A 24905-nucleotide genomic window follows, 5' to 3' on the forward strand; every position below is an offset into this window, starting at 1 on the left:
GGGGAGAGATAGTCGGAGCCGTCTTTATTACTGAAGCGTATCCAGCACTTTGCGCTGGGCATGCATCTCAAGGAAAACGCGGTAGTCCCTGTCGAGACGGGCGCGCGCGGTCGGGTCCGGTTGGCGCGGCCGGCCACCCTGTTTCATGGCAATGCAGGCGGAAGGTAAGTCGGAATAGAGGCCCGCTGCCGTCGCAGCCACCATGGCCGTGCCGAGCAGTACGGCATCTTCGGCTGCCGACGTTATCACCGTGCAGCCGGTAGCGTCAGCATAGAGCTCCATCAGCAGCGGACTTTTGGTGTGGCCGCCGGTGACATGCATCGTGTCGATGGCATAGCCCTTGTCGTTCAGCGCATCGAGAATATGCCGGACACCCAGCGCAATCCCGACGCAGGTGCGCCAGTAGAGCCGGCAGAGACTGTCGAACGATGCGTCCAGTGTCAGTCCGCTGATCACCCCTACCGCGTGCGGATCAGCGAGCGGCGAGCGGTTGCCATGGAAATCCGGTAGAACGTGCAGGCGGCTGGCGAGGTCCGGCCCTTCTCTTTCGCGCAGTTCCATGATCCGTTCGGTGATTTTCCTGTGCACGGCAGCGTTCGGATCACCAACGGCTCCATGCCAGCGGGTGATATGGTCCAGCAATGCTCCGGTTACGGACTGCCCGCCTTCGCTGAGCCAGCAATCCGGCAGAGCAACGCCATAATACGGCCCCCAGCCGCCGCTGAATGAGATCGGCTCCTGCGACAGCGCCATAAGGCAGCTCGATGTACCAGCGATCAGCGCAAGGTGGCGATCGATTTGCGACAGATCGCCGGCAAAGCCGCCAAGTACTCCAAGCGCGCCGGCATAGGCATCGATCAACCCTGCTCCGACGTGGCAGGAAGTGGTCAATCCGAGCGCCTTGGCGGCTTCGGGCGTCAACCGTCCGACATCTGCTCCAACAGGACTGGCACGCTCGGGCAGATTGCCGCGCTCAACCAGATCCTCCAGGCCAATGGTTTCAAGGTAGTCCGGCTGCCAGCCTTCCAGCTCATGCGCAAGGTAAGTCCATTTGCAGGTCAGTGTGCATTGCGAACGGGCCAGCGAACCTGATGCCCTCCAGCTCAGATAATCCGCAAGGTCAAAGAAATAGCCGGCTTTGTTCCATGTCTCCGGCAAATGCCGCTTCAGCCACATCAGTTTTGGTGTCTGCATTTCCGGCGACATGACGCCGCCGAGATAGCTCAGTACTTTGTGGCCGGTCGCCGTGCATTCATCCGCTTCATCCAGCGCGCGGTGATCGAGCCAGACGATTGTATCCCAGCGTTTCTCGCCGGACGTCGAGACGGTCAGTTGCCTGCCCTCTTCATCTCGAACGACGAGGGAACAGGTGGCGTCAAAACTTATGCCAACAACATGGGAGGGATCGACCTTGGACGCGGCAACGGCGCCCTGTACGGCGATACAGACGGATTTCCATATGTCTTCCGAATCATGCTCTGCATGACCGGCAAGCGGCTGGTTCATCAGGATTGGATGTTCGACCCGACCAAGGAGTTTTCCACTGGCATCGAGAATGCCCGCACGCGCGCTCCCTGTCCCGACATCTACCGCGCAGACAAATTGAGAGCCTCTTGCGATAATATTGGCGCTGTTCTGTTTCTCGGATGGCGAGACAATCCACGCGGAAGGTGGCGAGGCCGATGTGTGTACATCGGACGACGACGCCTGACAAAGTGGTTGGCCGCCAGCCGGAAACCCGAAGGGCCGGGTGAATTTGGGCCAAATCCTTCGGGCTTCGGCGTCGTCCGATGCACAAACATCGGCCTCGCCAAACCCCTCGACCTTGTCCACAAATTCCCTCCGGCAGAACGCGTCAATATTGTCGCAAGAGGCTCTAAGCATCAACGAACTTTCGGTGTGGCCTGCGTGAGCAAGCCCGGCAACTCCAACATGTCGCTGAATATACGGTCTGGATGACGGGACGCAAGTGCAGCCTCAAGCCGTCCGCCGCGCGAATGCGTGCCGCCTGTGAAAGCAAAGACCCGCATGCCGGCGCTCTTGGCCGCTTCGATTCCGGCCGGACTATCCTCGACCACGAGGCAGTCCTTCGGCTCGACCTTCATCGTTTTCGCAGCCAATAGAAAAAGATCCGGTGCCGGCTTGCCGTGTTTTACCATCGTCGCACTGAAAATATGCGGATCCAGAAGGCCGAGCAATCCTGTCAATTTCAACGACAGGCGAATGCGATCGGGCTGACTTGATGAGGCCACGCAGCGCGGCACATCAAGTTTGCGGAGAGTATCGGCGATACCCGGTATCGGCTTCAGATCGAGTTCGAAGCGAGCGAACAGATTGGCCCGCATCTCATCGAGATCTGCCTCGCTTGCGGCGAAACCGTATTCTTCATGCAGGACCTTGCTGATCGTCGTCATGCTGCGCCCGAGAAAACGGTCGTAGGCGTCATCCTCCGACATGACAGTGCCATTCTTGGCGATCATGTCGAGCAGGACAGCGATGGAAATCGGTTCGCTGTCGACGAGAACGCCGTCGCAGTCGAATATCACCAGATCTGGTTTCGCTGTCGTCAAAGCTTGTCATCCAGGTAGAGCCTGAGGGTCTCGCGAGCGCCCTTGTCCCAGAGCGTCCGGAGGATGCGCGAGAACGATTCGGCGAAAATCGGCGATGTGCCAACCTCTCCGAAAATATCGGTCATCGCGAGGAATGCTTTCGGATCGTCCTTGGCTTTCAAGGCTTCAACTTTCAAGCGTTCAGCGCTGGCGTCGAGATAGTTCGTCGGCTTGCCTGTATCGGTCGTCCCTGCGCAGAAGCGGCACCAAAGCGCCGAAACCAGCGACAGGCCGGTGATGCTCTTGCCCGCTTTCAGCCGGTCGGCAGTCGTCGGTAGAATAAACTTCGGCTGGCGATTGGATCCGTCCTGGCAGAGGCGCTGGATCGTGTCGCCGATCTTCGGATTGGAGAACCGCCGCACGATGAGGTCGAAATAGTCCTCGAACGGCATGTCGGGTACGGGCGGCAGGACCGGAATAATCTCCTCCCGCTCAAGTTTGGTCAAAAATTCGCGAATCAATGGTTCTTCCATGGCCTCGTGGACAAAATGAATATCCATCAAAGCCGCGGGATAGGCAATCGCCGCGTGACCACCATTGAGAATGCGGATTTTCATCAGCTCATAGGGTGCGACATCCCTGACGAAGGTCACGCCAACTTTTTCAAGCGCCGGCCGGCCCGTAGGGAAATGGTCCTCCAGCACCCATTGCTTGAATGGCTCGCAGAAAACCGGCCAATTATCATCTATGCCGAAATCCGTGGCCAGGAGGTTGCGCTCGCGATCGGTCGTCGCTGGTGTAATGCGATCGACCATGCTGTTGGGGAACGCAACGTTCTGCCTGATCCATTCTGCCAGATTCGCATCGACTAGCGCGGCCAAGCCGCTGACGGCATCGCTGGTTACATGGCCATTGCCTGGAATATTATCGCAGGACATGACGGTGAACGGCGCGGTGCCTTCGTTGCGGCGGCGAATGAGGCCAGCGAGGATAAGGCCAAAGACGGTTTTCGGGTTTGCGATGTCGGCTGCATCGGCCACGATTGCCGGATGCTGCGGATTGAACACACCTGAAGCCGGATCGATGAAATAACCACCCTCGGTGATGGTCATCGAAACGATACGGATTTCGGGATCCGCAAGTCGTGTGATGGTATTTGAACTATCGCCGGGCTGCAGATAATCGATCATCGACGACGTGACATGGGCAACCCGGTGTCCGCTGTCCTGTTCGACGACCGTGGTCAGCCAATCCTGCTCCTTCAGCTTCTGCCGCATGACCTCGTCGGAGGCAAGCACACCCGCACCGACAAGACCCCATTCATGATCTGTCCCGGCGTTGAACAGCGCATCGAGATAGACGGCCTGATGTGCACGATGGAAATTGCCGATGCCGAAATGAATGATCCCGGCCTTCAGGTCGGACTGGCTATAGCCGGGAACGCCGACCTTCTCCGGCAGGTTCTGCAGCGCCGCTTTCGAGAGTTTTACAGTCATCGGGCCTAACCCTTCTATTCTTATAGGTTGCGTGCACCATTCAGCGCGCCGCGGAAACGTCAGCTCATCCAATTGCCGCCGTCGACATTGTAGGTCTGCGCGACGATGTAATCGCTCTCGCTGCTTGCAAGGAAAATTGCCATGCCAGTCAGATCTTCGGCGGTGCCCATCCGACCATAGGGCACGGCTTCGCCGACGAGGCGCTTCTTCTCGCCGCGCGGTCTGTTTTCATACTTGGCAAAGAGAGCATCCACGCCTTCCCAGTGCTCGCCGTCGACCACACCCGGAGCAATCGCGTTCACATTGATGCCGTGTTCTATGAGATTCAGGCCGGCGGACTGGGTCAAACTGATCACCGCAGCCTTGGTGGCGCAGTAAATCGCCACGAGTGGCTCACCGCGACGCCCTGCCTGACTGGCCATATTGATGATCTTGCCGCCTTTGCCGCGCGCAATCATCGCCTTGGCGACCGCCTGCAAGGTAAACAGCGTGCCGGAGAAATTGACGGCGAACAGCTTCTCGTAGCTTTCGCGGGTGATTTCGACGATCGGTGCCAGATCGAACAAAGCGGCATTGTTGATCAGCACGTCTATGCCGCCAAACTTGTCAACGGTTTCCTTGACCGCGGCATCAATCGAGGCCTGATCTGTAACATCAAGGCGAACTGCGTACGCCTGGCTGCCAAGTTCGTTGGCAGTCTCCTGCGCACGCTCCAGATTGATGTCGGCTATTACCACATGCGCGGCGCCTTCACGTATATAGGCCTCAGCGAACGAACGCCCGATGCCTCGTGCCGAACCAGTGATAAATGCCGTCTTGCCTGCCAGTCTGTTCATTTCATTGTACTCATTATCTCTGTTTTATTTCGCAATTCCCGGACGGAAAACCGGTTCCTACTTTTCCTGGAATTGCTCAGATTGCCTGGCCGTTCGCATCAAAGCGATGCAGCCGCGCCGGTTCGGGAGTGAGAAACACCTGCTGGCCGAAATCGGTACTGAAATCGCCATCCGTCCGCACGGTGATCTTGCCTATGCCATCGACCTGCACGTGGATGAACGTGTCGGAGCCGAGGTGTTCCGTTACGCCTACAGTGCCCTTCCAGGCGCCCTCGGTCTTCGAGATACGGACATGTTCCGGCCGCACGCCGAGTGTGACCGCGTTGTGCTTGGCAGCTTCCTGCCCCTCGATCAAGTTCATGCGCGGAGAGCCGATGAACCCGGCAACGAAAACGTTCCTCGGGCTACGGTAGAGGTCGAGTGGCGATCCGACCTGCTCGATGCGTCCGGCATTCAGGACGACGATCTTGTCGGCCATGGTCATCGCCTCCACCTGATCGTGGGTGACGTAGATCATCGTTGTTTTCAGCTGGTGATGCAGATCGCTTATCTCCAGCCGCATGTTGCCGCGCAATGCCGCATCGAGATTGGACAGCGGCTCGTCGAAGAGAAACGCCTTGGGTTGGCGCACGATTGCACGACCGATTGCGACACGCTGGCGCTGACCGCCGGATAGTTGTCCGGGCCGGCGATCGAGATAGTTGGTGAGATTGAGGATATGCGCCGCATCCTTGACCTTCTTGTCGATGGCAGCCTTGTCCTGGCCGTTCATCTTCAGGGGGAACGCGATGTTGCCGTAGACGCTCATGTGTGGATAAAGCGCATAGGACTGGAATACCATGGAGAGGCCACGCTTGGCGGGCGCCTCGCTCGACATATCCTTGCCATCGATGATGATGCGGCCACCGCTCAAATCTTCAAGACCCGCGATCATCCGCAACAGCGTGGACTTGCCGCAGCCGGAAGGGCCGACGAAGACAACGAATTCACCATCAACGATTTCAAGATCGATTTCCGGAATCACGGCTGTGGTTCCAAATGATTTCGATACTTTTTCAAGTGTAATGCTACCCATAATATTTCCCCCTTATTTCACAGCGCCGAAGGTCAGGCCGCGTACCAGCTGCTTTTGCGAGAACCATCCCATGATCAGGATCGGCGCAATCGCCATGGTGGATGCCGCCGACAATTTGGCCCAGAACAGGCCCTCGGGACTGGAATAGGACGCAATGAAGGCGGTGAGCGGCGCAGCATTTGCGGCTGTCAGGTTCAGCGTCCAGAACGCCTCGTTCCATGCAAGAATGATATTGAGCAGCATCGTCGACGCGATCCCCGGCACGGCCATCGGCGTCAGCACATAGACGATCTCCTTCATCAGCGATGCGCCGTCCATGCGCGCCGCTTCGAGGATTTCACCCGGGATTTCCTTGAAGTACGTGTAGAGCATCCACACGATGATCGGCAGATTGATCATGGTCAGGACTGCTACAAGGCCAAGACGCGTGTCCAGAAGCCCCCAATCGCGGAAAATCAGGTAGAGCGGAACCAGAACGCCGACCGGCGGCATCATCTTGGTGGACAGCATCCACATCAACACGTCCTTGGTGCGCTTCGTTGGCGAGAACGCCATCGCCCATGCCGCAGGAATGGCGAGAGCCAGACCTATGAGTGTCGAGCCGACGGAGATCACCACCGAATTCGTGACGTGTTTCATATAGTCGGATCGGCTTTGCACCTCGTGGTAGTTTTCAAGGGTCCAGTCGAAGAACAGGAACTGCGGAGGCGTTGCCACGGCTGTTCCCTCGGTCTTGAAGCTGGTCAGGAATGTCCACAGGATCGGAAAGAAGATCAGCAGACCGATAGCCCAACCGAGGATGGTGAACGTCAGCTTGCGCTGTGTTGTGACTGAGCGGGCCATGATTCTACCTCTCCAGGTTCTTGCCGATGAGGCGAATGAGGAAGAAGGCGACGATATTGGCCAAGATCACCGCGACGATACCACCAGCTGAGGCGCCGCCCACGTCGAACTGCAGCAGCGCCTGTGCGTAAATGAGATAGGTGATGTTTGTCGTCTGAAGGCCCGGACCGCCATTGGTCGTCACCAGAATCTCGGCGAAGACGCTGAGCAGGAAGATAGTCTGGATGAGGATAACGACGGTGATGGCGCGGGACATATGCGGCAAGACCAGATAGTAGAACCGCGAAAGCGCGCCGGCACCGTCCATTTCCGCCGCCTCTATCTGTTCGCCGTCGAGCGATTGCAAAGCAGTCAGCAGGATCAACGTGGCGAAAGGCAGCCATTGCCAGGCGACAATGAGGATAATGGAAAACAGCGGCAGCTGGGCGAACCAGTCTATAGGCTGAAAACCGAACGAACGGGCGATCCACGCGAACAGGCCGTTCACCGGATGCATCAGCATATTCTTCCAAACCAGTGCCGAAACGGTCGGCATGACGAAGAATGGCGCGATGACCAGAAGCCGGACGATACCCTGACCCCAGAATGGCTGATCCAGCACGATCGCCAACAAGATACCGCCAATAACCGTGATCAGCAGGGTGCCGCCGACCAGCATGAGCGTGTTTCCGAGCGCGGTGAAGAATGCCGGGTCAGTGAGAAAGTACTGATAATTGAGAAAGCCGATAAATTCCTCGGTTCCCGGCATCAAAAGATTGTAACGGAGGAACGAAAAATACAGCGTCATGACAAGCGGCACGATCATCCACAAAAACAGAAGGATGACGGCGGGCGACATCATGAGACGGGCGGTTGCACGTGTCTGAAGCGTAGCCATGGTCAGGTTCCAATACAGCAATCATCAAAAAAGCGAGAATGCAGAAGGAGGCCCGGGCGGCGCCTGACATTCGCGTCAGGAAACCGTCCGGATGCCTAAGGGAATCCTACTTGATGTAGCCGCCCTTGGTCATCTCGCGAGTCGTGAGCGCTTGCGCACTCTGCAAAGCCTGATCGACCTTCATCGAGCCGGCAAGCGCCGCCGAAAACTGCTGACCCACGGCTGTGCCGATACCCTGGAACTCGGGAATGGCGACGAACTGGCCACCCGTATAAGGCACCGGCTTGACAGTCGGCTTGGTGGTATTGGCCGCATTCATCGCATCGAGCGTAATCTTGGCGAAGGGAGCTGCCTTCTCGTATTCAGGGTTGGCGTAAAGCGACTTGCGTGTGCCTGGGGGAACGTTGGCCCAGCCTTCCTTGCTCGCGACAAGCTCCGTATAGGCCTTGTCGGTCGCCCAGGAGACGAACTTCTGCGCAGCTTCAGCCTTCTTTGTGCCTGCAGGAATACCGAGGTTCCATGCCCACAGCCAGTTACCATGGTTCTCAACGCCGCCCGTCGGGAACAGCGCATAGCCCACCTTATCGGCAACCTTGGAGTCCTTCGGGTTGGTCACGAAGGACGCAGCCACCGTCGCATCGATCCAGATGCCGCATTTGCCGGTCTGGAACAGCGCGAGGTTTTCATTGAAGCCGTTGGACGAAGCTCCGGGAGGGCCGGCTTCCTTCATCAGGTCGACGTAGAAAGTCAGCGCCTTCTTCCATTCAGGCTGATCGAACTGCGGCTGCCACTTTTCATCGAACCAGCGCCCGCCAAACGAATTCGACATCGCGGTCAGGAGCGCCATGTTTTCGCCCCAACCGGCCTTGCCGCGCAGGCAGATGCCGTAGGTCTCGGTCGACTTGTCGGTCATTTTCTTTGCCGCATCGGCGATCTCGTCCCAGGTCGGCTTTTCCGAAATCTTGACACCGGCCTTTTCGGCGAGGTCCGTGCGGTACATGACCATCGCGCTTTCGCCGTAGAACGGCGAGGCGTAGAGCTTGCCGTCAACGGAGACGGCGGCATCGATAGCCGGCAAAAGGTCGGCCTTGTCATAGTCGGCGCCAAGACCGTCGAGCGGCAGGAGCCAGCCCTGCTTGGCCCAGATCGGCACTTCGTAGGTGCCGATGGTCATGACGTCGTACTGGCCGCCCTTGGTGGCGATGTCGGTGGTAACGCGCTGACGCAATACGTTTTCTTCGAGCGTCACCCACTCGAGCTGGATATCCGGATTCTTCTTGGTGAAATCTTCGGTCAATTTCTGCATGCGGACCATGTCGCCATTGTTGACCGTGGCGATGGTCAGCGTTTCCGCATGCGCGAAACTCGACATGGCGAGTACCGACGCCGCGCCGAGCAGAAGCGTTCTTGATAACATCTCATTCCTCCCGAATGTTATGAGCAATTGCTTGTGGTATGGGCAAATACTCACACAACGGCAAAACAAGTCAAGAGCAATTCGTCGCTGCACTGCAATAATGAGAAGGATTTTTGCCTATTAACGCAATTCCGGACGGAAAACCGGTTCCCACTTTTCCTGGAATTGCTTTAGCCCGCGAGCAACGTTTCCGCCGTCGCCTCATCAGTGATCAAGCCATTGATAAGACTGCCTTTCAAGGCCGCTTCGATGCCCGGCAGCTTTTTCGGTCCCTTGGCGATGGCGATGACCATGGCGGTGTCGCGCGAAGGAATATGCGCGCTGGCGACACGATCATTGGTCAGGCCCTTGAGCGGCACGCCGTTGCGGTCGAAGGCGCGACCGACGATTTCGCAGACCCCGCCCGCCTGCCTGAGCGCCAGAAGTTCCTCGCGCGAGATGAAGCCATCGATGAAGAGCGGCGCCTCCTCCGACAGGTCCCCGATGCCGACAAAGGCGACAGTCGCCTGCGCCGACAATTCCAGCACCGGGCGGATCATCGCCTGGCTGTGCAGGAGCTCGCGCTCCTCCGGCGAAGAGGCGATGACCGGCAGCGGCATCGGGAAGGAGCGCGCCTTGATCTTGTCGGCAATGTTGAAAATGACGTTGTAGAAAGCCGCCGAACCATCCGGCGCGATATTGCCGGTCAGCGACACCACCTTGTGCTGCGGACATTCGATCGGCGACAGCAGCTCGATCGCCGCCTTCAGCGTGCGGCCGGTGCCGATGCCGAGAACGATCGGCGTTTCCGACTTCAGCCAGCGCGTCATCTCCGCCGCCGCCGCATCGGCAACGCCAAGCGTCGTTGAGGTTGAGCCCGGGTCGGTCGGCACCACTTCCGCCATTTTCAGGCCGAAACGCTGCTTCAACTGCTCGGCGAGATCGAGGCAACGGGCGATCGGATGGTCGAGCCGGACCTTGACCAGCCCTTCCGACACGGCGAGCGATACCATGCGCTGCGCCGACTGGCGCGAAATGCCAAGCTTGGCAGCAATTTCATCCTGCGTGTTGCCGGCGACATAATAGAGCCAGCCGGCGCGCGCCGCGTCGTCGAGCCTGGTCGTGGTAACCTCCGGCTTACTCACTTGTCTGCCCCACCCTTAAGCGCCTCGCTTGGCTCGTTGCTGGCGGGGACCCGGGTGGCTTTATGCCCGTCCGAGTGGCCGAGATCGCGTTCGGGCCAGACGATATCGCGCACCTTTTGCTTCAGCACCTTCGCCTCGGGAAAGCCGCCGTCGCGCTTGCGTTCCCAGATGAGATCGCCGTTGACATGGATCTCGAAGATGCCGCCGGTTCCGGGGATCAGGGCCACCTCGCCAAGATCGGCGCCAAAGGTGGACAGCAGTTCCTGCCCCATCCAGGCGGCGCGCAGCATCCAGCTGCATTGGGTGCAATAGGTGATGGTGATACGCGGTTTCGTTGTCATGTTTCGTCTTCTAGCATTTCCACACCCGGATGTAAGCTGCCGTCTGGGGCAACCATTGCACGATGGTTCGTGGCAACGATGCGGGACATCGCGACGATCCCACTACGAGCCCGTTCGGCCATCTCGATGGTACCGCAGAGCGGGAACAGTGGAACTGGATAATCGTCGTTCTCCTCCAGCCTTATTCCGGTGCAGCGGTGCTTGCGCCGGCATTGCGGGTTCTTGCAGGTCTTGTGGTAGCCATAGATCGTTGCCATTGCCTGAAAAGCCGACAGCGCAACCACCCATCGCCGATGTGCCCGCTTGGTCATCTCCCATTGCGCAGCATATTGCTCATCGGTCTGCTGGGGCCAGCGGGGCGCTCGTTCCAGGGGAACCGGCGCCAATGGATCCGGCATGAACTCGACGAATGGAATCATGTTGTCTGTCGAAGTCTGTTTCTGCTTGCCCATGCTTCGCCTCCTTGCGGTTGTTCCTTGCCACGCCCTCATCCCGAGTCTGGCCATTGAATGGTTGGGAAGACGGGCGGTCGTCGAAGCGCGTCTTTGTAGAATAAAAATGCGATCCGAAGACCGCCCGTCCGGCGTCTTTTGATCCCGTCCGTTCCGCTTGGGAGGCCTCGGCTCCGGGTAAATTGCTTCGCCCGCTGCCGAAGCCCCTTTCGAAGTGCTCGTCCAGCACACGCCAGTCGTAGTACCGGCAGGGGAACCCTTGGACAGAACTTCCCCGGACAGCGGGTCCGTTACCCGCCATCGGAGGCGCCGATCCTCTCCCCACTTCGAACGGCTCCGGAAGCAGTTCCCGTGGAAAGGACGGGGATAGAATAAGTGAGGTTTGGAGGTGTTGGATAAACAGCCACGATTATTTTTTGAAGTAACTGAAATTTTGAGAAGAGCCCCTCCCTGCTGCTACGCAGCCTCCCTCCCCACAAGGGGGAGGGTGAGACCGTCGCAACTGTCATCGCTGCACACGCGAAACAGGTGACGCTGCAGGATAAAGCGCTGTTACCCTCCCCCTTGTGGGGAGGGACGGAGCGAAGCGACGGGGAGGGGTTTTGTAGCGCAACCAGACTGCCAAAAATCCCCCACTTCCTGACATCCTCCTGACAGTAGGTTGTCAGGAGCCCTGCGCTATATCTATCCACGAAACGGGATGAAAATAACGGGAGGACGGCATCATGGACGGAGCGATAGACACCCTTGGCAGCGCGGCGGATTTTGATTTTTTCATCGGCGACTGGAACATCCGCAATCTGCGCCTGAAGGAACGGTTTGCCGGCTCCGACGACTGGGAGATCCTCCCCGCCACGTCGAGCGTGCGCAAGATTCTCGAAGGGACGGGGAATTTCGAAGAGATGCATATGCCCTCGCAAGGCTTCACCGGGATGACGCTGCGCCTGTTCAACCCGCGCGACGGATCATGGGCGCTGCATTGGGCCGACAGCCGCGCGAATGTGCTGTTTCCGCCGGTGATCGGCCATTTCGATAATGGCAAGGGCGTTTTCTACGGCGAGGACACGGATAATGGCGTGCCGGTGCGCGTGCGCTTCTTGTGGACCCCCTCGCCCGAAGCACCGCTTTGGGCGCAGGCGTTTTCCAAGGATGGCGGCGAAACCTGGGAAACCAACTGGGTGATGGAGTTTACCCCGCGCACCTGATGCGCCGCGCCTCAAGCCGGGCCTCATGGAACGGGCAGCATCCTCCCAAGCCTGACCCTCCATCAGGGCCCGGCGGGGCGCAAAAATCAGCGGCGCGACATCTCGCGCGCGATACGGGCAAAATCCGCCTGCTTGATGCCGATATCGGCGCGATCGCGCGCGCTCATGCCCTGCAGCATGGCTAGCGCCTCGCGATAGGCACTGTCATTGGCACGGCGGTCGCGCGTGGCAAAATCAATCAAAAAGCTCATGGCCTGTTTCCTGGTGGCGTTGGTTCAACAGACACAGGATAGGCGCAGGTGTGGTTATTGTGCAGTGCAATATGCGCATGGGAGGTATGCGGTGCAAGACCAGTTTCTTTAGAAAAGACCCCTACTATCTCATCATTGCTGAAAAATCGGGTAAGGCCTAGTCTGAGCTCACCGATTCGCCAAAAGGGAAATCGCGTCTATGGATATTCTTATAAGTATTCATCCGCATTTTGCGGATAGCATCCTACGGGGCGAAAAAACAGTTGAACTAAGACGCAGTTTTCGGCGGGAGGTCAGCGAGACCGATCGGTTGTTTATTTATTCAACCAAGCCCGTTGCATCGATCGTTGGAATTGCTGAGATAAGAGATATCGACCGTGATAACGCCGACAACATCTGGGCCAAGTACGGACCCCTTGCACGTATAAGTAGAAACTATTTTCTGGATTATGTTGGCGACTTGCCTCTTGTAAGTGCCATATGTTTGGCAAAAACTGAAATATTTGAAAACAGAATACCTGCATATACTCTAAAAAATAATCTTTCTATGGTACCTCCACAATCGTATCGCTATTTGACGCCTGACGAATCTGCTTGGATTATCAATGCCGGTAAACAGAATTCTCATAGAGACGAATATTCTATTTCGGCTTGAGGACAACGATCCTACGCCAGCCAACTATGCTCAGTTTTCTAGACTTTGTGCTGAAAATAACATCACCCTCCATGTTCACCAGCGTCGGTCGATGACATAGAACGCGACAGAGACAAACTAAGAAAAACCGTATCAAAATCCAAGCTAGCAAAGTACGCGATTCTTAAGAAGTCTTTTCGCAACAAAGATCAACTTGAGACGGAGTTCGGCTATAGCAGAAATGATAATGACATCTCCGACTGTCACATTCTTTCTACCGTCAAAGACAACCTTGTAGATTTTGTAGTTACTGAGGACCTCGGTCTCCATAAGCGCGCAGAACGGATCGGTTTACCGGACCGACTGCTAAACCTTCGCCAGATAATCGACCTTCTAGAAGAGAAGTACGCAAATGTTCTGGTCAACTTACAACTCATAAACGAGCGCTTTTGTTATGAGATTGACCTAAGCGACACGATTTTTGATAGCATTCGCGAGGATTACGACGGCTTTGATTCATGGTTCGCAAAGTGCCGGACAGAAAAAAGAAAATGCTGGATAATCAATGACGAATCGACGATCGCCGGCATATGCATTTTCAATGACGAGACGGATAGACAGAAAGTGTGGCCTCTAGCGGGTCAAAAAATACTCAAAATATGCACTTTCAAGATTTCAGAAAAATACCGCGGTGGTCGCCTAGGAGAACAATTTGTTCGTCAGATACTTTGGTATGCATATGAGAACCGCTACGAATCCATCTACCTTACGGTGTTCGCTAAACAAGATTCTCTTATAAGCCTGATTACATACTATGGCTTTCGAGAAGTCGGCCGATCTGCAAATGGCGAGATTTGTTTTGAAAAAGAGTGGGTTAACGGCAAAATAATAGCCGATAGATTTCTTGCGGCCAGGTCCGATTATCCGCGGCTACCGGAATTTTCATCAGACGCATTCTTAATTCCTATTAAATACGCTTTCACACAACGTCTCTTCCCTGAGATCGATTCCCTCTCACACAAGGGACAGCTATCACTTTTCCATGCAGTTGGTATTGATTCAGACAGAGAAACCCTGATCCCCTCGACCAGCATTAGAAAGGCGTACGTCTGCAATGCAGCGATGGATTCAATCGCAAGTGGCTCAGATCTATATTTCTATCAAACAGTTTGCGAAAACGAAGGGGTATCGCAGCGACTGGTCGCGCATGGAATAGTTGACGACTATATTACTGTACCAAATATTGAAAGCTTGGTCGCGGCTACTGCAAAGCGCACCGTTTACTCCAGTTCGGAACTTTTAACGATTCTGCAGAGGAAAAATCCCACACGAGTCATTCGATTTATTCACATGGGCTATCTAACGCCGCTAATAAATCTGGAAACGTTGAAGTCACAAGAGATTGTCAAAGGACACCCTCAATCGATCCTGAGGGTAAATGCTGTAGCTCACGCTAAACTTCGAGAATTGACACAGAACACGGTCCGAATCTCTCGACGTCCCGCCTGACAAATTGCTTAGTTGGCCCCGAACTGCTCCTCCTGTTCCACAGTCAGCGGCTTGATGCCGGGCGTCGGTGGTTCGGGCTGGTCGTCGCCCTGCGCGACGGGCGCGGGTGCAGGTGGGGTGCGCGGCGCGGTTGTGGTGCAGCCGGCGAGCGCCGCGCTGCACAGGATCAGGGCGAGAAGCGCCCCTCCCAACTGCTTCGCAGTCTCCCTCCCCACAAGGGGGAGGGTAAGGGGTGGAGGAGCCCTCAACTATCGCCCATCTTCAGCGCCTGGATGAACGCTTCCTGCGGGATTTCGACCTTGCCGAACTGCCGCATGCGCTTCTTGCCTTCCTTCTGCTTTTCCAGAAGCTTGCGCTTGCGCGAGACGTCGCCGCCATAGCACTTGGCCGTCACGTCCTTGCGCAGGGCCGAGATGGTCTCGCGCGCGATCACCGTGCCGCCGATGGCCGCCTGGATCGGGATCTTGAACATGTGCTTGGGGATCAGGTCCTTGAGCTTTTCGCACAGGTCGCGGCCGCGCTTTTCGGCGGCGGCACGGTGCACCATCATCGACAATGCGTCCACCGGCTCGCCATTCACCAGCACAGACATCTTGACGAGATTGCCCTCGCGATAATCCGACAAATGATAGTCGAAGGAGGCATAGCCCTGGCTGATGGACTTCAGCCGGTCGTAGAAATCGAACACCACCTCGTTGAGCGGCAGGTCATAGGTGACCATGGCGCGCTTGCCGACATAGTTCAGATCGATCTGGATGCCGCGGCGGTCCTGGCAGAGCTTGAGGATCGAGCCGAGATAATCATCGGGAGTGAGGATCGTCGCGCGGATCCACGGCTCCTCGATGGAGGCGATCTTCATCACCTCCGGCATGTCTGCGGGATTGTGCAATTCGCGCTGGGTGCCGTCGGTCATGTTGAGCTTGTAGACGACGCTCGGCGCGGTGGCGATGAGATCGAGATTGAACTCGCGCTCCAGCCGTTCCTGGATGATCTCGAGGTGCAACAGCCCCAAGAAGCCGCAGCGGAAGCCGAAGCCGAGCGCGGCGGAGCTTTCCATCTCGAAGGAGAACGAGGCATCGTTGAGGCGCAGGCGGCCCATGGCGGCGCGCAGATCCTCGAAATCCGCCGCATCGACGGGGAAGAGGCCGCAGAAGACCACAGGCTGCGCCGGCTTGAAGCCGGGCAGGATCGACGCGGTCGGGCGCTTGTCCTCGGTGATGGTATCGCCGACGCGAGTGTCCGCGACTTCCTTGATCGAGGCGGTGATGAAGCCGAACTCGCCGGGGCCAAGCTCATCGACGGCGAGCATCTTCGGTGTGAACACGCCGGTGCGCTCGACCGGATATTTGGCGCCGGTGCCCATCATGCGGATGGTCTGGCCCTTTTTCAGGACGCCATCGATGATGCGCACGAGGACGATGACGCCGAGATAGGCATCATACCAGCTATCGACCAGCATGGCTTTCAGCGGCTTGGTGCGATCACCCTCGCGTGGCGGCGGCAGCTGCTTGACGATGGCTTCCAGCACATCCGGGATGCCGAGGCCGGTCTTGGCGGAGATGAGCACGGCCTGGCTCGCATCGATGCCGATGACTTCCTCGACCTGCTCGCGGATACGCTCGGGCTCGGCGGCGGGAAGATCGACCTTATTGAGGACAACGACGATCTCGTGATTGTTGTCGATGGCCTGGTAGACATTGGCGAGGGTCTGCGCCTCGACGCCCTGCGAGGCATCGACAACGAGCAGCGAACCTTCGCAGGCGGACAGCGACCGCGACACCTCATAGGCGAAATCGACGTGGCCGGGCGTGTCGATCAGGTTGAGGACATAGGTCTCGCCATTGTTGGCCTTGTAATTCAGCCGGACGGTCTGCGCCTTGATGGTGATGCCGCGCTCGCGCTCGATATCCATCGAGTCGAGCACCTGCTCCTTCATGTCGCGCAGTTCCAGCCCGCCGGTCGATTGGATCAGCCGGTCGGCAAGGGTGGATTTGCCATGGTCGATATGGGCGACGATGGAGAAATTACGAATGTGATCTAGTGGAGTGCTCATGCGCGCCACATAGAGCATTTCGGGCGGATTTGGAAGGGTAGCGTGCGGGTGGTGACAGAATAGCGGAGAATAATTTTACCCGGGTATATTGACGAGGGTATTTTACCCGGGTAAAAGCCTGCCATCCAACGGGTGAGCAGGATCATGGAAACGACAGAACAGACATGCACGGCCTTTCAGGGCATGCGGAAGATCGCGAGCGGCACGCGGGTAGAGGTGGCGCTCTCGCTCAAGCGCGTGTCCGATACCGGCGAGGCGATCCTCGTCTTCGACGATACCACGGGGAAACAGGTCGAATTCGACCTGCGCGGCAGCGATGCGGAAATCGCAGCGCGGCTGGATACGAGCGAGCCGCGCAAGCCCGGGCGGCCGAAGCTCGGCGTTACGGCACGTGAGGTAACGCTGCTGCCGCGGCAGTGGGACTGGCTGAATGGCCAGCCGGGCGGCGCTTCCGTTACGTTGCGCAAGCTGGTCGACGCGGCACGTAACGAAAATGGCGGGCGCGAAAAGAAGCGGCAGGCCCAAGGTGCAGCCGACAGCTTCATGATGGTGATGGCCGGCAACGAGCCGCATTACGAAGAGGCAGCGCGGGCGCTCTATGCGGGCAATGTGCAGCGCTTCATGGATCTGACGGAAGGCTGGCCCGCTGATGTGCGCGACCATGTGCGGCATTTGAGTGAACCAGCGTTCGGCTGGGAAGACTGACCGGAACTTAAGACAAGCCTTGCCCTCATGGCTCATGAGGGCAAGAAGGTCCCGTGATCAAACGCCGATCTTGCCGCCGCCCTTTTTCGTGATGGCGAGGACAGATGGGCGCACCGGCATGTTGTCCTTGAAGTCCGGCCAGCGGGTCGACAGGTCCTCGTAATAGGATGGGCGTCCGAACTCTTTCCAATCCGTGCCGTCCTCAGCTGGATGCTGGACCGCCACCATGAACGTGGCCATGTCCGGCAGCATGAGCGGGCCGCACATTTCAGCGCCAGCCGGTACGCGGAAGAACAGTTTGGATGTGCCGCGGGCAGCGCCTTCCGTATCCACAGCCCAGATGCCATCGGTGCGGCCGGTTCCCTCCGGCGAATTGCCATCCGTGGATATCCACAGACGGCCATCCGCATCGACCGCGCAATTGTCGGGCATGCCGAACCAGCCGTTCTTGGTCGTCTCAGTGGAGAAGGAGGCACCGACCTTAGCAACGGAAGGATCGCCGCATTTCAGGAGGATTTCCCACTTGCCCTTGGTGGCGGCGAAATTGCCGTCCTCCTCGGCGATCTCGATGATGTGGCCGAAGGCATTGTTGGCGCGCGGATTGGCGGGGTTCACATTGGCGGCGTCGCGGGCTTTATTGTTGGTGAGCATCACATAGACCTTGCCATTGACCCCATTCGGGCCAATGTCTTCGGGGCGATCCATCTTGGTCGCGCCGAGCAGATCGCCGGCACGGCGCGTTTCGATCAAAACATCGGCCTGATTGGCAAAGCCATTGGCTTCCGTCAACGGGCCTTGGCCAAAGACGACCGGCAGCCAGGCGATGGTGCCGTCTGCATCGAACCTGGCGACATAAAGTGTACCTTCGTCGAGCAGATCCAGATTGGCAGCGCGATTATCTGGATTAAACTTATTCCTGGTCACGAATTTATAGATATATTCGAATTGGGAATCGTCGCCGAGATAGAAAACAACGCGGCCATCCTTGGCGACGATGGATTCGGCACCTTCATGCTTGCAGCGGCCAAGAGCCGTGCGCTTTTTGGGAATGGATTTGGGATCGTTCACATCGATCTCTACCACCCAGCCAAAGCGGTTGGCCTCGTTCGGGTCCTTCGAAACATCAAAGCGGTCGTGGAATTTGCCCCATGCATAGGTGCCGCCCGGGATGCCCATGCGCTTGTAGTTGGCGGCCTCCTTATGACCTTCCGGCAATTTGCCCCTGAAATAGCCATGAATATTCTCTTCCGCCATCACATAAGTCCCCCAGGGAGTTACCCCGCCGGCGCAATTATTGATCGTGCCAAAGACGACGCTTCCGCATGGATCAACATTCGTCATAAGGCGGTCATTATGGGCAACAGGACCGGACAATCGCATTTCCGTATTGGCGGTGATGCGGCGATTGAGCTTGCCATCCTTGATAACTTGCCACTTGCCGTTGGTCTTTTTGATCTCGACAACAGTACCGCCATGGGCGGCCATTTCGATATCGACACGCTTCTGGTCAGCGGGCGCAGTCTCCAGCTTGGCAACGCCTTTGGCATCCTTGACGACTTTGGAAATGCCCGGAAACATCAAATAATCATTGGTGTATTCGTGATTGACGACGAGGAGACCATGTTCCGAGGACCCCTCGATCGGAACATAGCCGACATAATCATTATTGTAGCCGAATTGCTTGGCCTGAGATTCCGGTGTCTGGTTCAAGGGATCGAACTCGGGCGAATCGGCGAATATGCCATCGCCCCAGCGCAGCAGAACGTCGGCATCGTAGCCGTTGGCGACATGGTGGGTCTTGTCGATACCGACCTCGACTTCTTCGAAAGTGAAGGCAGACTTGCCTGCAGCGCGGGCATCATCGGCCAGCGTCAACGCTATAGGGCCAACAGTAGCAGCAATGGCGGAAACGGCGAGAGAACCTTTCAGGAATCCCCTACGTGAAAATCGCGCGGCAATGAGTTCTCCCATCGTAGCATTGTCAGACAGGTTGTCGACCGGCCCCTCATTATTCTCGAGCTGGCTGGCACTTAACATCGGTACAGGCGACTGATCGTTCATGGATGACCTCTGGCTAAAAATGGCTTGAAGAATGAATTTTTAAAATAATATCGCAGTGCTTTGACGCGCCAAGGTAACAGTTCGATGACAAAATATCGTGTTTCAGCTTGCCTTTGAACGAAGGTCTAAGCCGCCGCGATCAACCCGCCATAGATGTCGGGATCAACATTGCCGCCGCCGCTCCTTTGTGTCGCCGCCCAAGCGCACCAGAGCGGCGATACCCCAAACAGCTTTCCGGCGCGACGACAGCCTCAATTCGCTGGCTGAGGACCGCCAAGGTTCGCTCTCTTCTCCCCGTCATGGGGAGAAGATTTGGTCGTGATGCCGGGAGATCAAACGCCGATCTTGCCGCCGCCCTTTTTGGTGATGGCGAGGACAGAGGGGCGAACGGGCATGTTGTCCTTGAAATCCGGCCAGCGGGTGGACAGGTCCTCGTAATAGGATGGACGGCCGAAGGGCTTCCAATCGTCACCGCCGTCACCGGGATGCTGAACAGCGACCATGAAGGTCGCCATATCCGGCAACATGAGCGGGCCGCACATTTCGGCTCCAACCGGTACGCGGAAGAACAGTTTCGACGTGCCACGGGCGGGACCGTCCGTATCCACCGCCCAGATGCCATCGGTGCGTCCGGTTTCCTTGGGCGAATTGCCATCGGTTGACACCCAAAGGCGGCCTTCCGCATCGACCGCGCAATTGTCCGGCATGCCGAACCAGCCATTCTTGGTGGTATCGGTAGAGAAGGATGCACCGACATCGGCGACTGATGGATCGCCGCATTTCAAGAGGATTTCCCACTTGCCCTTGGTGGCGGCGAAATTGCCGTCTTCCTCGGCAATCTCGACTATATGACCGAAGGCGTTCTTGGCGCGCGGATTGACGGCATCGACCTGATCGTCCTTGCGCTTGGTGTTGTTGGTCAGCATGACATAGACCTTGCCATTGACCCCGTTCGGGCCAATGTCTTCGGGGCGATCCATCTTGGTCGCGCCGAGCAGATCGCCGGCCCGGCGGGTTTCGATCAAAACGTCTGCCTGGCTGGCAAAGCCATTGGCTTCCGTCAGCGGACCTTGGCCAAAGACGACCGGCAGCCAGTTGATAGTGCCGTCGACATCGAATTTGGCAACGTAAAGCGTGCCATCATCGAGAAGATCCATATTGGCGGCGCGGTCGTCCGGGTTGAACTTCCCGGCAGTGACGAACTTATAGACATATTCAAAGCGCGAATCGTCGCCGAGATAGAAGACGACGCGGCCATCCTTGGCTACGATGGAATCCGCACCCTCATGCTTGAAGCGCCCGAGCGCCGAGCGCTTCTTGGGGATCGAATTGGGATCGTTCACGTCGATCTCGACGACGTAGCCAAAGCGGTTGGCTTCATTGGGGTCTTTCGACAGATCGAAGCGATCGTGAAACTTGCCCCAATCATAGGTGGTTTCCGGAATACCATTGCGCTTGTAGTTGGCAGCTTCCTTGCTGTCTTCCGGCAGTTTACCGGTAAAATACCCATGGATATTTTCTTCGCCTGACACATAAGTCCCCCAAGGGGTGACGCCGCCTGAGCAATTGTTGATCATGCCGAAGACTTTTTTGCCGGAAGAATCGGCAACGGTCTTGACGCGGTCATGGCCGGCAACCGGGCCGGACAATTGCATTTCCGTGTTGGCAGTGATGCGCCGGTTGAGCTTGCCGTCCTTGACGACCTGCCACTTGCCGTCGGTCTTTTTGATTTCGACGACTGTGCCGCCATGGGCGGCCATTTCGATATCGACACGCTTCTGGTCGGCCGGCGCGATCTCGATCTTGGCGTCGCCCTTGTCATCCTTGACGACTTTGACAATACCCGGGAACATCAGATGTTCATTGGTGTATTCGTGATTGACGACGAGCAGGCCGTGCTCGGAAGAACCGTCGATCGGAATATAGCCGACATAATCATTATTATAGCCGAACTGCTTGGCCTGGCTTTCCGGTGTCTGGTTCAGCGGATCGAACTCGGGCGAATCTGCAAAAATGCCATCACCCCAGCGCAGAAGGACATCCGCGTCATAACCGGCCGCGACATGGTGCGTCTCATCGATGCCGACCTCGACTTCCTCAAAAGTGAAAGCCGATTTGCTCTCGGCGCGCGCATCGTCGGCCATCATCAGCGCCATGGGGCTAACAGTTGCGGCGATGGCGGATACGGCGAGAGAGCCCTTGAGAAAACCCCGCCGCGAGAAGCGCGCGGCAATGAGTTCGCCCATGGTGGCATTGTCGGTCGGGTTGTGGCCCGGACCGTCATTTTCCTCGAGCTGGCTGGTGCGGAATGTCGGAGACTGGTCGTTCATGGCGCTTACCTCTGGCTATCTGGCTGGGTCCTCAACGTCTCTTAAACGTACCTCCCCGCTATGACGCCAGAGTAACAATATGATGACAGACGCGCGCTATTAGTACGAAGGTCTAAGCTGCCGCGATGAATTCGCCATAGAGGTCGAGATCAACATTGCCGCCGGATAGCACCACAGCGACCGTCTTGCCCTCGATATCGACTTGGCCGCTTGCCAATGCCGCAAGCCCGACGCAGCCGCCGGGTTCGACAATCAATTTCAGGTAGTTCGCTGCATCGCGCATGGCGGCCTTCACGGCGTCGTCGGTGACTGCGATGGCGCCGGCAAGATTGCGCTTGTTGACCGGGAAGGTGAGATTGCCCGGCTGCGGCGTCAGGATCGCATCGCAGATCGAGCGATGCCCGGGTTCATTGGCGACCGGCTGACCCGCGATGAGCGAACGGCGCAGATCATCGAAATTTTCAGGCTCGACGCCCCATATGCGCGTTCCAGGAGACCCAGCCTTCACCGCTACGGAAATGCCGCTGATAAGACCACCGCCGCCCGTCGGTACGAACAAGTGGTCGAAAGTTAGTCCACGCTCATTGGCATCGGCCACAAGCTCAAGGCCGATCGTCCCCTGCCCCGCCATGATCGATGGATCGTCATACGGTGGCACCAGAACCATGCCGCGCTCCTTGATATAGGGTGCGGCAACCTCATCGCGGGTTTGATTGTAGCGGTCGTAAAACACGACTTCCGCGCCGTAGGAGCGCGTGTTGGCGACCTTTGTCTGCGGAGCATCAAGCGGCATGATGATAGTGGCATGAATGCCGAATAGCTTGGCTGAGCTGGCAACGCCCTGGGCGTGATTACCCGAGGAATAGGCGATGATGCCGCGCTTGTATTCGTCCCCGGTGAACTGGCTGATACGGTTGTAGGCACCGCGGAATTTGAACGACCCTGTGCGTTGCAGACATTCCGGCTTGAACAGGATACGCGCCTTGTACTTTGCGTTCAGGGCTTCGGATTCTACAAGCCGCGTCGACACGATCTGGCCTTTGAGCCTCGCTGCGGCCACCTCGACGTCACCTATGTTAATCGCCAAACCCTGACTGTCCATGCTGTCCTCGCTCTACAATGCGAAGGATTGATAGCACCGCGATCCGCAACAGGCACTCAAATCATTGTCATCATAGCAATCGGAGGGTCATCGACTCGCCAGAAGTCCCCTCCCTGCTGCTACACAGCTTCCCTCCCCACAAGGGGGAGGGTAACAGCACTATTCCTGCAAGCCTCCATCACCTGACGGGCGCCACCTACCCTCCCCCTTGTGGGGAGGGACGGAGCGCAGCGACGGGGAGGGGTCTTGTTTCAGCACGCTTTTCCAGAAACTGCGGCAGTTCTGCGATGGAACCCAGAATGGCGTCGCTGAGATGCGCAAGGTCATCCAGCGTGCTGTTGCCGGACAGGACGCCGATGGCAAGGCCGGCTCCGGCTGCATGGGCCATCTCCAGATCGTGGGCATTGTCGCCGACCATGGCGATAGAATTTGGCTCGAGGCCCGTCCTGACCGCAAATAGATGCAGCTGGTCCGCATGCGGCTTGGCGCGCGCCACGGAATCATAACCGATAATCACGCTGAACAATGCGGTCAGGCCGAGCGCTTCCGCCGTTGCTCGCGCGCCGGCTTCCGAGTCGTTGGTCGCGATGCCAAGGACAAACCCTTGTGCCACCAGCGCTTCCAGCGTCGCGTGCAACCCTTCGATGCCGATAGCACGGCGCGAGCCTTCCTGCACCGCATAGGCGTTGTAGGCCGTGATGCGCTCGCGCTTTTCCTCAAGCGTCAATTCGGGATGCCACAGATCGACAATGTCGTTGACAGTTCCCGCGGCGATGACCGAACCGCCGCGAAACTTTTCCATCTCCCAATCATAACCGCCCGCTTCGACCAGTGCCCGCGCCCGTGCCTCGTCACCATCGGCTGCCTTGTGCGCCAGTTCCATGGTGATTCCGAACCAGGTGCGGTTGAAATCGACGAGCGTGCCATCCTTGTCGAACAGGATGCCGCGGATCTTTGTCGATTGCTCGGTTGGCATCAGGCTTCCAGTGATCCCGGTCGGGCGTTTTCCGAACGCTTGCCGCCGAGGAGTTTCAACAGATCATCGCCGCGACGGGTATAACGGTGGCTACGGCGCGTGAGAACCCGCCCTGCCTGCGGTGCGGTCAGCGTGATGTCGCCGCTTGGATCACCCGGGACAGTCACGACCGTCACGAGCTTGGCACCCGCTTGCACCTCATCGCCGATATCGACGTGGAACAGGACCATCCCGCCCTGCGGCGCGCGGATCATCTCGACATTTTCGAGTGGCGTCACCGGGCCATTAAAATCGACCGACAACTTGACGCTGTCGTCGATGATCACACCGCGATGCACAAGGAATTTGTAAAGACCCTCGGCATCGGCTCTGCCGGTTTCGAAATCGACATCGTTCAGGCCGCGAAACTCGACGGTGGTGACCGCGCGGGCCTTTCGTTCTTGCTCTGACAGATGCAAGGCCGGATGCGCACACGCCTCCTCGAAGGCGGCATCGGCCGTGCTATCCCATGAAAGGATGGCGGTCGAACCGAGCGCGGAAGCAAGATCGTACATTTCCGGCAAGAAAGCTTGATGGATATAAAGGTAGTTCTCGCTCTCGTCGTCGCAGTGCAGGTCGAGCACGATTTGGTGCGGCAACGCCAGACGCAGGAGCTGCGCCTTCAACCGCTCCGCCAGAGATTTCGGCGCATCTATAGCGGGGAGTCCAGTGGTATCGAACGATGCGAGCAGCGGGAAAGAACGGTTGAAATTGACACCGGAAAAATAGTCGAAACGGCCGAGATGCTGATGCGCCTGCCATTGCGCCGAGCCGATCGGATTGGCCTGTGGAACGACGGTGATATTGCCAGCGACGCGGCCATCGCTCTCGGCCCTCTCGAGCATCGGAATGAGGAAATGCAATGCCGCCTGGCCCGGCAGTTCCGAACCATGCAGCGACGACTGCAGATAGGCGTTGATGGCTTCGTTGTTCCCGCCCTCAAAGCGCAGGACGCGCAGTTCAATGCTGTTGCCCGGCACATCGCCGGCCAGCGTGATCTTTTCCGTCTTCATCATTCTTTTCCGATTAT

The 24905-nt window shown here is 57.6% G+C and carries 23 protein-coding genes; 4 read left to right on the plus strand and 19 right to left on the minus strand.

Annotated features, from left to right (window positions below):
* Positions 1-27: 27 nt before the first annotated feature.
* The 11 genes from LB462_RS11750 to LB462_RS11800 all read right to left on the minus strand — a co-directional run bounded on the left by LB462_RS11750 (position 28) and on the right by LB462_RS11800 (position 11010).
* Entirely contained in the window at positions 28-1620 is a 1593-nt protein-coding gene (locus LB462_RS11750) for an FGGY-family carbohydrate kinase (RefSeq protein WP_224508251.1), read from the minus strand.
* 263 nt (positions 1621-1883) lie between these two features.
* Positions 1884-2570 carry an HAD family hydrolase gene (locus LB462_RS11755; RefSeq protein WP_224508028.1) on the minus strand — a complete coding sequence of 229 codons (687 nt, stop codon included), beginning with the start codon at positions 2568-2570 and terminating at the stop codon, positions 1884-1886.
* Positions 2567-4045 (minus strand): mannitol dehydrogenase family protein, encoded by a 1479-nt coding sequence (locus LB462_RS11760; RefSeq protein ID WP_224508030.1) that lies wholly within the window; start codon positions 4043-4045, stop codon positions 2567-2569. The genes LB462_RS11755 and LB462_RS11760 overlap by 4 nt, the downstream gene beginning before the upstream one ends.
* 59 nt (positions 4046-4104) lie before the next feature.
* A complete protein-coding gene (locus tag LB462_RS11765; RefSeq protein ID WP_224508032.1) occupies positions 4105-4881 on the minus strand; it encodes an L-iditol 2-dehydrogenase in 777 nt (258 codons plus the stop codon).
* 76 nt (positions 4882-4957) lie between these two features.
* Positions 4958-5956 (minus strand): ABC transporter ATP-binding protein, encoded by a 999-nt coding sequence (locus LB462_RS11770; protein WP_224508034.1) that lies wholly within the window; start codon positions 5954-5956, stop codon positions 4958-4960.
* A 12-nt stretch (positions 5957-5968) separates the two neighbouring features.
* Entirely contained in the window at positions 5969-6799 is an 831-nt protein-coding gene (locus LB462_RS11775) for a carbohydrate ABC transporter permease (protein ID WP_112525588.1), read from the minus strand.
* A 4-nt stretch (positions 6800-6803) separates the two neighbouring features.
* On the minus strand, positions 6804-7676 hold the full coding sequence (locus LB462_RS11780) for a carbohydrate ABC transporter permease (protein WP_224508036.1): 873 nt from the start codon (positions 7674-7676) through the stop codon (positions 6804-6806).
* Positions 7677-7782: 106 nt separating this feature from the next.
* Positions 7783-9093, minus strand: a complete 1311-nt coding sequence (locus LB462_RS11785) for an ABC transporter substrate-binding protein (RefSeq protein ID WP_224508038.1) — start codon at positions 9091-9093, stop codon at positions 7783-7785.
* Between the two features lie 170 nt (positions 9094-9263).
* Complete coding sequence (locus tag LB462_RS11790) at positions 9264-10217, minus strand: sugar-binding transcriptional regulator (protein ID WP_224508040.1); 954 nt, start codon at positions 10215-10217, stop codon at positions 9264-9266.
* On the minus strand, positions 10214-10558 hold the full coding sequence (locus tag LB462_RS11795) for an Rdx family protein (RefSeq protein ID WP_224508042.1): 345 nt from the start codon (positions 10556-10558) through the stop codon (positions 10214-10216). The genes LB462_RS11790 and LB462_RS11795 overlap by 4 nt, the downstream gene beginning before the upstream one ends.
* Positions 10555-11010: a hypothetical protein gene (locus tag LB462_RS11800; RefSeq protein WP_224508044.1), complete on the minus strand. Its 456-nt coding sequence runs from the start codon at positions 11008-11010 to the stop codon at positions 10555-10557. Before LB462_RS11800 ends, LB462_RS11795 begins: the two co-directional genes overlap by 4 nt.
* Before the next feature lie 725 nt (positions 11011-11735).
* Here LB462_RS11800 and LB462_RS11805 point away from each other — a divergent pair.
* A complete protein-coding gene (locus LB462_RS11805) occupies positions 11736-12215 on the plus strand; it encodes a hypothetical protein (RefSeq protein ID WP_224508046.1) in 480 nt (159 codons plus the stop codon).
* Positions 12216-12301: 86 nt separating this feature from the next.
* On the opposite strand, the gene LB462_RS11810 is transcribed toward LB462_RS11805, so the two are convergent.
* Positions 12302-12466, minus strand: coding sequence for a hypothetical protein (locus LB462_RS11810; RefSeq protein ID WP_224508048.1), 165 nt, complete (start codon positions 12464-12466; stop codon positions 12302-12304).
* 199 nt (positions 12467-12665) lie between these two features.
* Here LB462_RS11810 and LB462_RS11815 point away from each other — a divergent pair, with 199 nt between their 5' ends.
* Together LB462_RS11815 and LB462_RS11820 are read left to right on the plus strand one after the other, a co-directional pair.
* Positions 12666-13121 carry an ASCH domain-containing protein gene (locus LB462_RS11815; protein ID WP_224508050.1) on the plus strand — a complete coding sequence of 152 codons (456 nt, stop codon included), beginning with the start codon at positions 12666-12668 and terminating at the stop codon, positions 13119-13121.
* Positions 13122-13589: 468 nt separating this feature from the next.
* Positions 13590-14609, plus strand: a complete 1020-nt coding sequence (locus tag LB462_RS11820; protein WP_224508253.1) for a GNAT family N-acetyltransferase — start codon at positions 13590-13592, stop codon at positions 14607-14609.
* An 8-nt stretch (positions 14610-14617) separates the two neighbouring features.
* Here the strand turns inward: LB462_RS11820 and LB462_RS11825 are convergent, their stop codons facing one another.
* Positions 14618-14800: a hypothetical protein gene (locus LB462_RS11825; RefSeq protein WP_224508051.1), complete on the minus strand. Its 183-nt coding sequence runs from the start codon at positions 14798-14800 to the stop codon at positions 14618-14620.
* Positions 14801-14853: 53 nt separating this feature from the next.
* Positions 14854-16662, minus strand: coding sequence for a translation elongation factor 4 (gene lepA, locus LB462_RS11830; protein ID WP_224508053.1), 1809 nt, complete (start codon positions 16660-16662; stop codon positions 14854-14856).
* 144 nt (positions 16663-16806) lie between these two features.
* Here lepA and LB462_RS11835 point away from each other — a divergent pair, with 144 nt between their 5' ends.
* Complete coding sequence (locus LB462_RS11835; protein ID WP_224508055.1) at positions 16807-17367, plus strand: DUF2239 family protein; 561 nt, start codon at positions 16807-16809, stop codon at positions 17365-17367.
* A 57-nt stretch (positions 17368-17424) separates the two neighbouring features.
* Here the strand turns inward: LB462_RS11835 and LB462_RS11840 are convergent, their stop codons facing one another.
* From LB462_RS11840 to LB462_RS11860, 5 genes are all read right to left on the minus strand, one after another.
* On the minus strand, positions 17425-19428 hold the full coding sequence (locus tag LB462_RS11840; protein ID WP_224508057.1) for a PhoX family protein: 2004 nt from the start codon (positions 19426-19428) through the stop codon (positions 17425-17427).
* Positions 19429-19760: 332 nt separating this feature from the next.
* Positions 19761-21758 carry a PhoX family protein gene (locus LB462_RS11845; protein WP_224508059.1) on the minus strand — a complete coding sequence of 666 codons (1998 nt, stop codon included), beginning with the start codon at positions 21756-21758 and terminating at the stop codon, positions 19761-19763.
* A 112-nt stretch (positions 21759-21870) separates the two neighbouring features.
* Complete coding sequence (locus LB462_RS11850) at positions 21871-22860, minus strand: threonine ammonia-lyase (protein WP_224508061.1); 990 nt, start codon at positions 22858-22860, stop codon at positions 21871-21873.
* Positions 22861-23056: 196 nt separating this feature from the next.
* A complete protein-coding gene (locus tag LB462_RS11855) occupies positions 23057-23836 on the minus strand; it encodes an HAD family hydrolase (protein WP_224508063.1) in 780 nt (259 codons plus the stop codon).
* Positions 23836-24888: a M14 family metallopeptidase gene (locus tag LB462_RS11860; protein ID WP_224508255.1), complete on the minus strand. Its 1053-nt coding sequence runs from the start codon at positions 24886-24888 to the stop codon at positions 23836-23838. Before LB462_RS11860 ends, LB462_RS11855 begins: the two co-directional genes overlap by 1 nt.
* Between the last annotated feature and the right edge of the window lie 17 nt (positions 24889-24905).

The organism is Phyllobacterium chamaecytisi (assembly GCF_020164455.1).
Classification (GTDB): Bacteria; Pseudomonadota; Alphaproteobacteria; order Rhizobiales; family Rhizobiaceae; genus Phyllobacterium; species Phyllobacterium chamaecytisi.

Bases quoted from the DNA above. Each gene is read 5' to 3' on its own strand.
- LB462_RS11760 (WP_224508030.1), bottom strand. From the start codon at position 4,045: ATGACTGTAAAACTCTCGAAAGCGGCGCTGCAGAACCTGCCGGAGAAG.
- LB462_RS11765 (WP_224508032.1), bottom strand. From the start codon at position 4,881: ATGAACAGACTGGCAGGCAAGACGGCATTTATCACTGGTTCGGCACGA.
- LB462_RS11770 (WP_224508034.1), bottom strand. From the start codon at position 5,956: ATGGGTAGCATTACACTTGAAAAAGTATCGAAATCATTTGGAACCACA.
- LB462_RS11775 (WP_112525588.1), bottom strand. From the start codon at position 6,799: ATGGCCCGCTCAGTCACAACACAGCGCAAGCTGACGTTCACCATCCTC.
- LB462_RS11780 (WP_224508036.1), bottom strand. From the start codon at position 7,676: ATGGCTACGCTTCAGACACGTGCAACCGCCCGTCTCATGATGTCGCCC.
- LB462_RS11785 (WP_224508038.1), bottom strand. From the start codon at position 9,093: ATGTTATCAAGAACGCTTCTGCTCGGCGCGGCGTCGGTACTCGCCATG.
- LB462_RS11795 (WP_224508042.1), bottom strand. From the start codon at position 10,558: ATGACAACGAAACCGCGTATCACCATCACCTATTGCACCCAATGCAGC.
- LB462_RS11800 (WP_224508044.1), bottom strand. From the start codon at position 11,010: ATGGGCAAGCAGAAACAGACTTCGACAGACAACATGATTCCATTCGTC.
- LB462_RS11805 (WP_224508046.1), top strand. From the start codon at position 11,736: ATGGACGGAGCGATAGACACCCTTGGCAGCGCGGCGGATTTTGATTTT.
- LB462_RS11810 (WP_224508048.1), bottom strand. From the start codon at position 12,466: ATGAGCTTTTTGATTGATTTTGCCACGCGCGACCGCCGTGCCAATGAC.
- LB462_RS11815 (WP_224508050.1), top strand. From the start codon at position 12,666: ATGGATATTCTTATAAGTATTCATCCGCATTTTGCGGATAGCATCCTA.
- lepA (WP_224508053.1), bottom strand. From the start codon at position 16,662: ATGAGCACTCCACTAGATCACATTCGTAATTTCTCCATCGTCGCCCAT.
- LB462_RS11835 (WP_224508055.1), top strand. From the start codon at position 16,807: ATGGAAACGACAGAACAGACATGCACGGCCTTTCAGGGCATGCGGAAG.
- LB462_RS11840 (WP_224508057.1), bottom strand. From the start codon at position 19,428: ATGAACGATCAGTCGCCTGTACCGATGTTAAGTGCCAGCCAGCTCGAG.
- LB462_RS11845 (WP_224508059.1), bottom strand. From the start codon at position 21,758: ATGAACGACCAGTCTCCGACATTCCGCACCAGCCAGCTCGAGGAAAAT.
- LB462_RS11850 (WP_224508061.1), bottom strand. From the start codon at position 22,860: ATGGACAGTCAGGGTTTGGCGATTAACATAGGTGACGTCGAGGTGGCC.
- LB462_RS11855 (WP_224508063.1), bottom strand. From the start codon at position 23,836: ATGCCAACCGAGCAATCGACAAAGATCCGCGGCATCCTGTTCGACAAG.
- LB462_RS11860 (WP_224508255.1), bottom strand. From the start codon at position 24,888: ATGAAGACGGAAAAGATCACGCTGGCCGGCGATGTGCCGGGCAACAGC.